This window comes from Streptomyces sp. NPDC001443, from assembly GCF_053597355.1.
The window spans coordinates 71279-83559 of sequence record NZ_JBSFIA010000037.1 but is presented as its reverse complement, the minus strand read 5'-3'; the positions used below and the strand labels follow the sequence as shown (position 1 = coordinate 83559).

Genomic DNA, 12281 nt, shown 5'->3' with positions numbered 1-12281 from the left:
CATCATCGTAGGCAGGCCGGATGCCGGATGTCCCGTTCGATCCCGTTCGCCCGAAAGTGATCACTCCGCCTCGGCTCCCCGCCCCTTGCGCGCCGCTGGATCGGGGAGCGCCTTCGTCATCCCCGGCAGGAAGTCCGTGAACAGCTCGTGGACCTCCAGCACCAGCGGCCGCAGCACCCGGAAGCGGGCCAGTGCGACGCCGCGTCCGGTGAGGCGGGCGCCGCGCTCGGCGAGGCGGTAGCTGCGCTCGCGCCCTTCCGTCCGGTCGAAGATCCAGTACAGGACGAGCCCCATCTGCGAGAGCCACATCAGCTCGGGCAGCACGTCCCGCAGTTCGGGGGCCACCTTGGTCTTCGCCCCCGCGAGCACCTCCCGGTGGACGCCGATGGCCTCCACGCGCGCGTGCTCCGACTCCGGGGAGAAGGGGCTGAGCGGGCTGTCGGGGTCGGCGGCGTTCTTGAAGAACTGCACCGCGAACTCGTGGTACGGCGTGGCGACGTCCAGCCAGGTCCGCAGCACCCCGGCGAGCCGGGCCTCCAGGCTCGTCTCCCGGTCCAGGATCTCCCGGACCGCCTCCCGGTGCTCGGCGGCGAGGCGGTCGTAGAAGCCCTGGATCAGGTGCTCCTTGCCGGAGAAGTAGTAGTACGCGTTGCCGACGGAGACCCCGGCCTCCTGGGCGATGGCCCGCATGGTCGTCTTGTCGTAGCCACGCTCCTGGAACAGCCGCATCGCCGTCTCCAGGATCAGCGCGCGGGTCTGCTCGGACTTGCTGGGCGTGTCGCCGTCGCCGGGGTTCTCGTTGTTCGCAGGCACGGTAGGAGAGCCTAAACGGTTCGGCAGGAGCCGTCTTCGCAGCCGGGACCGGTGTAGGTCCACCCCTGGGAGGGGTGGTACGTCCAGCCGTCCCCGCGCCCGTACGCGCCCCCGCCCCGCCGGCTCCCGCGCCAGCGGGCGGCGGCGAGGACCGCGCCCTTGGCCAGCCGGGCCCCGGTGGGGGTGTTCAGCCGGTGGGCGAGCGGCCGGTGTTCGCGCAGCGCCCACAGGGTCACGATCCAGGCGGCGCTGCCCCGGTAGACCTGCCCGCCGTCGCCGACGACGGTGACCACGTCGAGAGTGGTGCGGTGGTCGAGTCCCGGGAAGCGCCGCCTGGCCTCCGCCGAGGCGGCGGGTACCAGGTCCAGCGGCACCAACTGGCGCTGCCGTACGAGCCAGTCGCGTACGAAGGAGCACATGGCGCACTCTGCGTCGTACAGCACGGTGAGTCGGCGGACCGGGACGCGCGCGGCGTCCCGGTCCGCGGCGGTGGCCGTCACGCCGCTCACGCCCCGGTGGTGGGGGCGACCCAGCCCTGCGGGGCGACCGGCGGCACCTGCTCCCGCTCCAGCACCCCGCGCCGCCGGATCCGGCTGAGCACGTACACGTTGCCCAGGTGCATCACGCCGAGCACCAGCAGCACCACGCCCAGCTTGGTCGACAGGGCCTCGAAGACCCCGCGGGTGTCGGCGATGGTGTCGTCGCCGCTCAGGTACAGCGCGACGAAGCCGAGGTTGACCAGGTAGAAGCCGACCACCAGCAGGTGGTTGACGGCGTCCGCGAGCTTCTCGTTCCCGTGCAGCACGTCCGCCAGGAAGACCCGCCCGTTGCGGCTGAGCGTGCGCGCCACCCAGATCGTCAGCCCGATGCTGACCACCAGATAGATGACGTATGCCACGACCGTGAGATCCATGTCCGTCCCCACCCCTCCTTGAACACGTCTTCTTGAACGCGTTCAAAACGCTGTCGAGGACGAATGTAGACCTCTTTTTGAACATGTTCAAGCCGGATCCCGGGGGCCTGTCGCCCCGTCTACCGCGGTGCCCTGCGGGCCAGTTCGGGGCGTTTGGTGTAGTCCGTCAGACCGAGGACGTTGCCCCAGGGGTCCGCGAACTCGACGGTCCAGCCGGTGGCGGTGGAGAAGGGCTCCTCCAGGGCGGTGATGCCGGCGGCGGCCAGCGCGCGGGCGGCCGACCGGGCGTCCGGCACCTCCAGCCACAGTCGCGGCGACGCCCACGGCGGCGGCCGGTGGCCCAGCGCCTCGTCCAGCCGCAGCAGTACGCCCGGGGTCTCCTTGCCCACCTTCAGCAGCGCGATCCCGGCGTCGTCGAGCCGGAAAGCCGCCGGGAGCCCGGCGCGTTCGTAGAAGCTCACGGCCTCGCCGAGATCCCCGACGGGCAGCAGTACGTTGTCGAGTCCGAGAAGTTCGTATGACACGTCGTCTGACATTTCGTCAGGTTAGGGGCGGTCCGGACGCGGTGCGGCAGGCTGACCGCGGGCCGAACATGTGATCACCCGTTGAGGTGAAGCACGGGTGAAGCACCCGGCGGCCGATTGTCAGTGGGGGCTCGTACTGTCTTCGGCATGGGAATGGTGACGTTCGTCGACGAGACGACCAGTGGGGACCGCGGCGCGGGCTGGGGGATCGAGATCGCCGAGGAGCGGCTCGCGTTGCGCGAGCTGGTCCGGCGCCGGGTCTTCCAGGAGGTCGCCGAGTACAACGCGCGGATGCCGGGGGTGTTCCAGGGGCTCGTGCAGCCCGAGGACACCGAGCGGGTGCTGAACGGGTACGCGCTGCGCACCCCCCGCCGGATAGACCCGGAGGCACAGACCGCGCTGGCGCTCAAGGCCTTCGCGGGCAACGGCTTCCTGGTGCTCGTGGGGGACCGTCAGGTGACGGACCTCGACGAGGAGATCGACCTGGTCCTGGGCACCGAGGTCACCTTCCTCAAGCTCGTCGCACTGGTGGGGGGATGACGATGAGAGGCGCCGGGAGCTGGGTGCAGCGGATCCGCCGGCGTGCGGACGAGGGCGACATGGGAGAGCTCGCCACCGTGGCGCTCGGGGCCGCCGCGGCCAACCGGGGCGACTGGGGCACCACCTGGACCGAGATCCTCGGCCTGCTCACGGCGCTGTCCGCCGAGCAGCGGACCCGGCTCGCCGACGCGCTGGTCGAGCGCTATCACTCGGTCGGCGAGGAACAGGCCGCCCGGTTCAACGCGCTCACCCTCCTCGGCGCCGCCTCCCGGGACCTCCCCGGAGACCGGCTCGCCGCGGAGCGGCTGAGGCTGCTCGACGAACTCGGCACCCAGCACACCTATTGGTACCAGCGGCTGTCCGGACTCTTCGAGGCCGAGCTGGCGACCGGCCGTCCGCTGGATCCGGCCGTCGTCGCGGTCGTCCGCCGCACCGCCATGGACGCCTATCGCGTCTCGGACGCGAAGGAGCTGGCGAAGAAGTTCACGGAACCCGTCCTCAACGTCGGTGAGGAATGGGCCGAGCGGGCCATGAGGGACAGCGCCGACCCCGACTGGCAGGCCCTGCTGACCCACCTGACGACCGCCACCGCCTCCAAGCCCTCCGTCAAGTGGGACCAGCAGGCGCAGGCCCTGGTCGAGGCACTCGGCGCCGAGCGCGTCCGCGTCGCCGCGCTGTCCTGGGCCGCTCTCGTCGGCCGCCCCAGGACGTTCCCGCTGGACGGCACGACCTACGGCGTGGACCTGAACGCCGCCTACGACCCGTACAACGCCGACGCCCTACGCGGCCTGGCCTGGCTGCTCTCCCTCCTGCCGCCCCACCCGGACACCGCTCGGGCCCTCGGCGCGCTCGTCGAGACCTCCCTGAAGAAGGTCGCCGGACTCGGCCCGCGCAACCCGAAGGTCGCCAACGCCGGTGTGATCGCGCTGTCCCGAGTCGAGAGCGGGTCCGCCCTCGCCGAACTGGCCCGGCTGGCCACCCGGGTGACGTACAAGGCCACGGCGAAGCTCGTCGACGGCGCCCTGGAGGCACGGGCCTCCGCCCTCGGGCTCAGCCGCGAGGAGATCGAGGAACTCGCCGTCCCGGCCTACGGGCTCGACGAGGTCGGGCGCGCCCGGCGCGTCCTCGGCGAGACCACCGCACTCGTCGAGGTCCAGGGCACCCGCGCCGTACTGGGCTGGCGCAACGCCGCAGGCAAGGCCGTCAAGAGCGTGCCCGCCGCCGTACGGCGCGACCACGCCGAGGAACTGAAGGAGCTCAAGGCGGCCGTCAAGGACATCGACAAGATGCTCTCGGCGCAGGCCGAGCGCCTGGACCGGCAGCTCCTCGCCCGGCGCACCTGGGCGTACGGCACCTGGCGCGAGCGCTACCTCGACCACCCGCTCGTCGGCACCCTGGCCCGCCGGCTGCTGTGGACCGTCGACGGCACCCCGGTCGGCTTCGCGGACGGCGAGCTGCGCACCCTCACCGACGATCCGGTCGCGGGCGGCGCGGAGGTCGCCCTGTGGCACCCGGTCGGCCGGGAGCCCGCCGAGGTCGTAGCCTGGCGGGACTGGCTGGAGCGGCACGAGATCACCCAGCCCTTCAAACAGGCCCACCGCGAGGTGTACCTGCTCACCGACGCCGAGCGTGCGACGGGCACCTACTCCAACCGCTTCGCCGCCCACTTCGTGCGCCAGCACCAGTTCCACTCCCTGGCCGCGATCAGGGGCTGGCGCAACAAGCTCCGCCTCTGCGTCGACGACGAGGCGCCCCCGGCCACCCGGGAACTGCCCCAGTGGGGCCTGCGCGCCGAGTACTGGATTGAGGGCGACGGCCAGTACGGCGACGACACCACCGAGTCCGGCAGCTATCTGCGGCTGCGCACCGACCAGGTGCGCTTCTATCCGATCGACGCCCCCGAGAACTGGGCGCACTGCCACGGCGGCGAGTACCGCATGTGGCTGGGCCCCGACGACGACCCGGTCGAGCCCCTGCCCCTCACCGAGATCCCGCCGCTCGTCCTGTCGGAAGTCCTGCGCGACGTCGACCTGTTCGTGGGGGTCGCGAGCGTCGGCAACGACCCGACCTGGCAGGACGGCGGCCCCGGCGGCCGCTTCCAGGAGTACTGGACGTCGTACGGCTTCGGCGATCTGACCGAGACCGCGCAGACCCGCCGCGCGCTCCTCGAACGGCTGGTCCCCCGCCTTGCGATAGCCGACCGCTGCACCCTGGAGGGGCGTTTCCTGCATGTGAAGGGCGAGCGCCACACGTACCGGATCCACCTGGGCTCGGGAAACATCCTGATGAGCCCGGACGACCGGTATCTGTGCATCGTCGCGAAGTCCGGCGCGGGCGAACCCCAGGCCGGCTACCTGCCGTTCGAGGGCGACCGGATGCTGGCGGTGATCCTCAGCAAGGCGATGCTGCTGGCGGACGATCTGGCGATCACCGATCCCACGATCCTCAGCCAGCTGTGAGAACGCCTCGGGGCCCTGCTTCCGAAGTGACGGAAACAGGGCCCCGAGGCGTCGACGAGAAGATCAGAAGCGCCGGGTGATCAGCGCCCGCTTCACTTCCTGGATCGCCTTGGTGACCTCGATACCGCGCGGGCAGGCGTCCGTGCAGTTGAAGGTCGTGCGGCAGCGCCACACGCCGTCGCGGTCGTTGAGGATCTCCAGCCGCTGCTCGCCGGCCTCGTCACGCGAGTCGAAGATGAAGCGGTGGGCGTTGACGATGGCCGCCGGACCGAAGTACTGGCCGTCGTTCCAGAAGACCGGGCACGACGACGTGCAGGCCGCGCACAGGATGCACTTCGTGGTGTCGTCGAACCGCTCGCGGTCCTCGGCCGACTGAAGACGCTCGCGGGTCGGCTCGTTCGTGTCCTTCGTGATGAGGAAGGGCATGACGTCGCGGTACGCCTGGAAGAACGGCTCCATGTCGACGACCAGGTCCTTGAGGACCGTCAGGCCCTTGATGGGCTCGACCGTGATCGGCTTCTCGGGGTTGAGGTCCTTGATCAGCGTCTTGCAGGCCAGACGGTTCTTGCCGTTGATCCGCATGGCGTCCGAGCCGCAGATGCCGTGGGCGCAGGAGCGGCGGAAGGTGAGGGTGCCGTCGACGTCCCACTTGATCTTGTGGAGGCCGTCGAGGACCCGCTCCTTGGGGTCGATCTCCAGCTGGAAGTCTTCCCAGGTCGACTCGGCCGAGATCTCCGGGTTGAAGCGGCGGATCCGGAAGGTGACCGTGATGTAGGGGGAGGCGGCGGACTCCGCCTCGACCTTGTCCAGAACGGGGGTTGCCATCAGTACTTACGCTCCATCGGCTGGTAGCGGGTCTGGACGACCGGCTTGTAGTCGAGACGGATCGACTCGGAGCCGTCGTCGCCCACCTCGCGGTACGCCATGGTGTGGCGCATGAAGTTGACGTCGTCGCGGTTCGGGTAGTCCTCGCGGTAGTGACCGCCGCGGGACTCCTTGCGGGCCAGCGCGGAGACGGCCATGACCTCGGCCAGGTCGAGCAGGTTGCCCAGCTCGACGGCCTCCAGCAGGTCGGTGTTGAACCGCTTGCCCTTGTCCTGGATCGACACGTTCCGGTAGCGCTCGCGCAGCTCGGCGATCTTCTCGACCGCCGTCTTGATCGTCTGCTCGGTGCGGAACACCATGACGTTCGCGTCCATGGTCTCCTGCAGCTCGCGGCGCAGCGTCGCCACCCGCTCGGTGCCCGTGGAGGTGCGCAGGCGTTCGATCTGCGCGACGACCTGGGACTCCGGGTTCTCCGGGAGCTCGACGAAGTCCGCCTTCTGGCTGTACTCCGCCGCCGCGATGCCCGCCCTGCGGCCGAACACGTTGATGTCCAGCAGGGAGTTCGTGCCGAGACGGTTCGCGCCGTGCACCGAGACGCAGGCGACCTCGCCGGCCGCGTACAGGCCCGGGACGACCGTCGTGTTGTCCGACAGGACCTCACCCTCGACGTTGGTCGGGATGCCGCCCATGGCGTAGTGCGCGGTGGGCTGGATCGGGATCGGGTCCGTGTAGGGCTCGATGCCGAGGTAGGTGCGCGCGAACTCCGTGATGTCCGGGAGCTTGGCGTCCAGCTGCTCCGGCGGGAGGTGGGTGAGGTCGAGGTAGACGTGGTCGCCCTCGGGACCGCAGCCGCGGCCCTCACGGATCTCCGTGTAGATGGAGCGCGAGACGACGTCACGGGACGCGAGGTCCTTCATGACCGGCGCGTACTTCTCCATGAAGCGCTCGCCGTCCTTGTTGCGGAGGATGCCGCCCTCACCGCGGGCGCCCTCCGTCAGCAGGATGCCCATGCGCCAGATGCCGGTCGGGTGGAACTGGAAGAACTCCATGTCCTCCAGCGGCAGACCGCGGCGGTAGACGGCCGCCTGGCCGTCACCGGTCAGGGTGTGCGCGTTGGAGGTCACCTTGAAGAACTTGCCGGTGCCGCCGGACGCGTAGATCACGGCCTTCGCCTGGAAGATGTGGATCTCGCCGGTGGCCAGCTCGTACGCGACCACACCGGCGGACTTCTTGACGCCGTCGACCTCGGTGATGAGCTGGTCGAGGACGTAGAACTCGTTGAAGAACTCCACGCCCTCCTTCACGCAGTTCTGGTACAGCGTCTGGAGGATCATGTGGCCGGTGCGGTCGGCCGCGTAGCAGGACCGGCGGACCGGGGCCTCGCCGTGGTTGCGGCTGTGACCGCCGAAGCGGCGCTGGTCGATGGTGCCGTCCGGGGTCCGGTTGAACGGCAGGCCCATCTTCTCCAGGTCGAGGACGGAGTCGATGGCCTCCTTCGCCAGGATCTCGGCGGCGTCCTGGTCGACCAGGTAGTCACCGCCCTTGACCGTGTCGAAGGTGTGCCACTCCCAGTTGTCCTCCTCCACGTTGGCCAGCGCGGCGGCCATGCCGCCCTGCGCGGCGCCCGTGTGGGAGCGGGTGGGGTAGAGCTTGGTCAGCACGGCGGTGCGGCTGCGCTTCGTCGACTCGATGGCGGCGCGCATGCCGGCGCCGCCGGCGCCGACGATGACGGTGTCGTACTTGTGGATCTTCATGGTGGTTGCCTCAGCCCCGTGCCTAGCGGATGTTCGGGTCGAAGGTGAAGATCACCAGCGTGCCCAGCAGGATGGTGAACACCGTGGCGGTGTAGAGCAGGCCCTTGAGCCACAGCCGGGTGTTCGCGCGCTCCGCGTAGTCGTTGATGACCGTGCGCAGGCCGTTGGCGCCGTGGAGCATGGCGAGCCACAGCATCAGCAGGTCCCAGACCTGCCAGAACGGCGAGGCCCAGCGGCCGGCCACGAAGGCGAAGCCGATCTTGGAGACGCCGCCGTCCAGCACGAGCTGGATCAGCAGGTGGCCCAGGACCAGGACGACCAGCACGATGCCGGACAGGCGCATGAAGAGCCAGCCGTACATCTCGAAGTTGCCCCGCGTGGACTTCGGGGTCTTCTTGGTGCGGGCGCGGGGGGCCTCGATGAGGGGCGCCGGGTTGTCGACGTCGAAGAGGGGAGCGCCCTCGACGGGGCCGATCCCGGAAGCGGTGGTTTCAGCAGTGGACATCGACGTCAGCTCCCGAACAGTTCACGAGCGGCGTGGCCGAGGACGGGGTAGATCGCCCCGATCATCAGCACGACCCAGATGCCGACGACGGACCAGAGCATCTGCTTCTGGTAGCGCGGGCCCTTCGACCAGAAGTCGACGGCGATGACGCGCAGGCCGTTGAGCGCATGGAAGAGGATGGCGGCGACGAGGCCATACTCCAGCAGCCCGACGATCGGGGTCTTGTACGTGGCCACGACCTTGTCGTAAGCCTCGGGGGAGACACGGACGAGAGCGGTGTCCAGCACGTGAACGAACAGGAAGAAGAAGATGAGGACGCCGGTGACTCGATGAGCCACCCAGGACCACATTCCTTCCCGGCCGCGGTACAGCGTTCCAGCCGGCACGGAAGAACCCTCCGGGAGCGGGGACTAGGGCCTGCCGGCTTCGGTGTCGGTCGGGCCCGGCCGGGTACGGTCCACCGGCCCCCAGCATCGTAGCGACGTGTGCGCGTGGCGCTTACACGGGGCCTGCCGGTGTGATCAAAGTGGCACGCAAAGGGGCACGTACGGGCTATTGGCGGGCGTGCCTTGACGAGGGATCATGCCCTATTCGCCGGATGCGACACTATTTGTTCCGATTGCGGGGGTCCTCGTGCCCCGGAGGCGGGCGGCCAGCCTTCCCTTGGCCAGGTTCCGCAGTTCCTCCGCCGTGACCACCCGTTCTTCCTCCGGATCGTTTGTCAATCGTGATCGGATGCCTTCGAGTACACGGTCGGGGGTTTCGTCCCGGGGCACCTCGTCCAGACAGATGACGAACACATGTCCGAAGCGTGCCTCGTAGGCCGCGTGGGCCGCACTCAGTGCAGTATGGGCTGCGGAGTACGTTCCGTACGGCAGGGTCGGCAGGGCCTCGCTCGCCAGTGCCTCCGCGAGATCCCCCGGGGTCAGGTCGTACGCCGCCTCGTCGCAGGCCGCCAGGAGCGACTCCAGGTCGGGATAGGGGCGGTGGTCGGCGATCCGCCTGGCCCAGCGCAGGCTGTGCAGGCAGCCCAGCAGCAGACGGCGGGCGTCGTCGGCGGGCGCGGTGTTGAACCCCTCCAGCGGGTGCTCGGACGGCGGGGTGCGGGTCTGTTCCGGGACGGTGGGTATGGCAACCCGTCCGGAGCGATGAGGAATGCGGTGCGCAGGCAGCGTGGGTCCTCGCGTCACGTGTGTGTCGGCAGGGGATGCTGAGAGAGATGTGACGACACCGTATCGAGAGTGGTCGGGTTCATGCCCGATGGATGCCCGGTTTTCACCCGGACGGGAGAGTTTCGGAACGTGTGGTGGACAGCCTCGGAGCGTGAGTGGCCGTAGGTTGGCGGAGTGAGTCAGCACAGGCGCCGGGCGCCGCAGAAGGGCGAGGGCCGACGCAGGCGCCGGGCGCCGCAGAAGAGGGCGGGCCGACGGGCGTTGCTGGTCGGGGCCGCGGTCGCCGCGTTCGGGACCGGGCTCGGGCTCTGGGCCTTCGGCGACGACGGGGACTCCGTGAACCGGGACTCCGGGGCCGCCTCCTCGGCCGGGCGGGCCGCGAGCCCCAGCCCTTCGTCCACCCGGATCTACCCCCTCTCCCAGGCCCCGCGGACCATTCCCGCGGTGCGTGCCCACACCCCGGCGCGCGGTCCCGGCTGGCGGCCACGGTCCGGCTACCGGGTGGTGGTCAGCGACGCCGAGCTGGCCGACGAGGGGCGGCTGATCGCCGGTGAGCTGGGGCTGACGTACGGCGGCGAGAAGGACGACGTGCGCGACGGGGACGTACGGCTGGCGCTGAACGACGACGAGGGCGCGGACCCGGAGTCGTACGCCATGACCGTGCGCGGCGGCCGGGTGACCATCAGCGGGCCCGGTGAAGCGGGCGTCTTCTACGGCACCCGCACCCTCAAACAGGAGGTGCACGGCGGCGGTACGGCCCCGGAGGGCGTCGTGCACGACGAACCGGCCAAGCCGCGGCGCGGGTTCATGCTGGACATCGCGCGCAAGCACTTCACCGCGGCCTGGATCGAGGACCGGGTGCGCGAGCTGGGCGACCTGAAGTACAACGAGCTCGGGCTGCACTTCTCCGACGACCAGGGCTTCCGGATCGAGTCGGCGACCCATCCGGAGATCGTGTCCGCGCAGCATCTGACGAAGGCGGAGGTCGCGCGGATCGTCGCGCTCGCGCGGAGCCGGCACATCACGGTCGTGCCGGAGATCGACTCGCCCGGCCATCTGGGCGCCGCCATCGCCGCCCACCCCGACCTCCAACTGCGCAACGCGCAGGGCGTGGCCACCCGCGGCGCGATCGACATCGCGAAGGACGGCTCCGCCGGCCTCCTCGACGATCTGCTCGGCGAGTACGCCGGCCTGTTCCCCGGCGGCCAGTGGAACCTCGGCGGCGACGAGTACCAGGCGCTGACGGCGGCGGACCCGGAGGCCTCCTACCCGCAGCTCGCCACCGCGGCCAGGGCGAAGTACGGCTCCTCCGGCTCCGTCGCCGACCTCACCACCGGCTGGCTCGACGACCGCGCCGACACCGTCCGCGCCCACGGCAGCACGATGCGGGTCTGGAACGACGGCTTCTTCCGTCACACGTCCGTGCAGCCCGCCAAGGACCTCCAGGTCGCCTACTGGACCGGCAAGGAGATCGGCGCCCGGCCGCCGGAGGACTACCTGGGCGCGGGCCGCAAGGTGCTCAACTACAACGACGAGTTCCTCTACTACGTGCTCGGCGAGCCGAACACCTTCGTCTATCCGACGGGCGAGCGGATCTACGAGCAGTGGGACCCGCGCGTCCTGCGCAAGACGGCGGCCGTGCCGGCGAAGTACGACGACCAGATCCTCGGCGGCTCCTTCGCGGTCTGGTGCGACCTCGCGAACTCCCAGACCCAGGACCAGGTCGCGGCAGGTGTCCGGATGCCGCTGCGGGCGACCGTCCAGAAACTGTGGGACCCGGGTAAACCCGCTCTGACCTGGCCGCAGTTCACCGCGCTTGCGACCCGGCTGGGCTGAGCCCGGGGGCGCCGGCGGCCGGGCGCCGGGCGGTGTCCGCAGCCGCGGGGGCCGACGGCCTCCGCGGCCTCCGCGGGGCCAGTGATTCTCAGTGATCTTCAAGTGACCCCTTGTGTTCCTGTGGCTCCTGTGGTCCCTTTGGCTGAAAACCCCCTGCTTTTCGCTGCTCGACCAGATCGGCGGGCCGACCCCTGTGACACACCGGAGCGGTCGCACGCAGTAAGGGGATGTGCGGGCTCCGTAAGGGATGGCGCCCCGACAAGGGAGACGTGAATGAGCCTGGTGGACCTCATCGGTCAGGCCGACGACCGTGGGCTGACCGCGAGCGGGCTGGCTTGTTTGGATCGGTGTGTGCCGCTGCTCGGCGGTGACGACGAGGTTCTGCGGCCGCTGTGGGGCAGCCTGACGGAAGGCTCCGGTGGCGACTGGGGCGAGTCGCTGGAGCAGGTGCGCGGCAAGCTCGTGGCGCCGGAGGAGTCCGAGGGGAACGAGGCCGCTCTCCTCGCCCACCGGATGCTGGCCGCCGCCCCGGCCGGGCGGACCACCGCCGAGGTGCGGCAGTGGGCGGACGCCTGCTCGGTGGCCTCGCTGCGGATCCACGGGATCCTCGACCCGGCCGAGGACGCCTCCCCGGCCGACACCCTCGAGCGCATCCGCGCGGGCGAGACGCCCGCCGAGGGTTGTCTGGTGAGCGTGCCGCCGCTCGTCGCCGCCGAACTGCGCCGCCAGATCAGCGTCCTGGAACTGCTCGCCGAACACGGCGCGGGCGGACTGCGCCCGGCGCTGGACGTGTCCACGGAGGGGCGGCGGGTGCTGCGCGCGGTGGTGTCACGGCGGGCCCGCGGCGCGCAGGGGGCCAGGGCCCGTTCCTGAGCGCGTCCTGAGCGCGTCCTGAGCGCGCCCTGTGTGCGTTGTGCGAGGAAGGTGGGGCGGTCCTGCG

General features: G+C 70.3%; 13 protein-coding genes. 4 read left to right on the top strand and 9 right to left on the bottom strand.

The window, feature by feature from the left end; genetic code table 11:
* Nucleotides 1-60 precede the first annotated feature (60 nt).
* The 4 genes from ACWC24_RS31485 to ACWC24_RS31470 form a co-directional block, all read right to left on the bottom strand.
* Nucleotides 61-813 carry a TetR family transcriptional regulator gene (locus ACWC24_RS31485; protein ID WP_450666288.1) on the bottom strand — a complete coding sequence of 251 codons (753 nt, stop codon included), beginning with the start codon at nucleotides 811-813 and terminating at the stop codon, nucleotides 61-63.
* A gap of 11 nt (nucleotides 814-824) precedes the next feature.
* On the bottom strand, nucleotides 825-1322 hold the full coding sequence (locus ACWC24_RS31480) for a thiol-disulfide oxidoreductase DCC family protein (RefSeq protein ID WP_450666287.1): 498 nt from the start codon (nucleotides 1320-1322) through the stop codon (nucleotides 825-827).
* Nucleotides 1319-1726 (bottom strand): hypothetical protein, encoded by a 408-nt coding sequence (locus ACWC24_RS31475; protein ID WP_450666286.1) that lies wholly within the window; start codon nucleotides 1724-1726, stop codon nucleotides 1319-1321. Before ACWC24_RS31475 ends, ACWC24_RS31480 begins: the two co-directional genes overlap by 4 nt.
* Before the next feature lie 119 nt (nucleotides 1727-1845).
* Entirely contained in the window at nucleotides 1846-2262 is a 417-nt protein-coding gene (locus ACWC24_RS31470; RefSeq protein WP_450666285.1) for a VOC family protein, read from the bottom strand.
* Between the two features lie 135 nt (nucleotides 2263-2397).
* On the opposite strand from ACWC24_RS31470, the gene ACWC24_RS31465 reads away from it, so the two are divergent.
* Both ACWC24_RS31465 and ACWC24_RS31460 read left to right on the top strand, forming a co-directional pair.
* Nucleotides 2398-2790 carry a hypothetical protein gene (locus tag ACWC24_RS31465; RefSeq protein WP_450666284.1) on the top strand — a complete coding sequence of 131 codons (393 nt, stop codon included), beginning with the start codon at nucleotides 2398-2400 and terminating at the stop codon, nucleotides 2788-2790.
* On the top strand, nucleotides 2787-5249 hold the full coding sequence (locus tag ACWC24_RS31460; RefSeq protein WP_450666283.1) for a DUF4132 domain-containing protein: 2463 nt from the start codon (nucleotides 2787-2789) through the stop codon (nucleotides 5247-5249). The genes ACWC24_RS31465 and ACWC24_RS31460 overlap by 4 nt, the downstream gene beginning before the upstream one ends.
* 63 nt (nucleotides 5250-5312) lie before the next feature.
* On the opposite strand, the gene ACWC24_RS31455 is transcribed toward ACWC24_RS31460, so the two are convergent.
* The 5 genes from ACWC24_RS31455 to ACWC24_RS31435 form a co-directional block, all read right to left on the bottom strand.
* A complete protein-coding gene (locus ACWC24_RS31455) occupies nucleotides 5313-6074 on the bottom strand; it encodes a succinate dehydrogenase iron-sulfur subunit (RefSeq protein ID WP_450666282.1) in 762 nt (253 codons plus the stop codon).
* The gene (gene sdhA, locus ACWC24_RS31450) at nucleotides 6074-7828 is read right to left on the bottom strand and encodes a succinate dehydrogenase flavoprotein subunit (protein WP_450666281.1); all 1755 of its coding nucleotides are present in this window, start codon (nucleotides 7826-7828) and stop codon (nucleotides 6074-6076) included. The genes ACWC24_RS31455 and sdhA overlap by 1 nt, the downstream gene beginning before the upstream one ends.
* Nucleotides 7829-7850: 22 nt before the next feature.
* Nucleotides 7851-8333: a succinate dehydrogenase hydrophobic membrane anchor subunit gene (locus tag ACWC24_RS31445; RefSeq protein WP_152893480.1), complete on the bottom strand. Its 483-nt coding sequence runs from the start codon at nucleotides 8331-8333 to the stop codon at nucleotides 7851-7853.
* A gap of 5 nt (nucleotides 8334-8338) precedes the next feature.
* The gene (sdhC, locus tag ACWC24_RS31440) at nucleotides 8339-8719 is read right to left on the bottom strand and encodes a succinate dehydrogenase, cytochrome b556 subunit (protein WP_392609515.1); all 381 of its coding nucleotides are present in this window, start codon (nucleotides 8717-8719) and stop codon (nucleotides 8339-8341) included.
* 201 nt (nucleotides 8720-8920) lie between these two features.
* On the bottom strand, nucleotides 8921-9523 hold the full coding sequence (locus tag ACWC24_RS31435; RefSeq protein WP_450666280.1) for a 2-oxo-4-hydroxy-4-carboxy-5-ureidoimidazoline decarboxylase: 603 nt from the start codon (nucleotides 9521-9523) through the stop codon (nucleotides 8921-8923).
* A 156-nt stretch (nucleotides 9524-9679) separates the two neighbouring features.
* On the opposite strand from ACWC24_RS31435, the gene ACWC24_RS31430 reads away from it, so the two are divergent.
* Nucleotides 9680-11341 carry a beta-N-acetylhexosaminidase gene (locus tag ACWC24_RS31430; protein WP_450666279.1) on the top strand — a complete coding sequence of 554 codons (1662 nt, stop codon included), beginning with the start codon at nucleotides 9680-9682 and terminating at the stop codon, nucleotides 11339-11341.
* Between the two features lie 273 nt (nucleotides 11342-11614).
* Nucleotides 11615-12214, top strand: a complete 600-nt coding sequence (locus ACWC24_RS31425; RefSeq protein WP_450666278.1) for a hypothetical protein — start codon at nucleotides 11615-11617, stop codon at nucleotides 12212-12214.
* The last annotated feature ends 67 nt before the right edge of the window (nucleotides 12215-12281 follow it).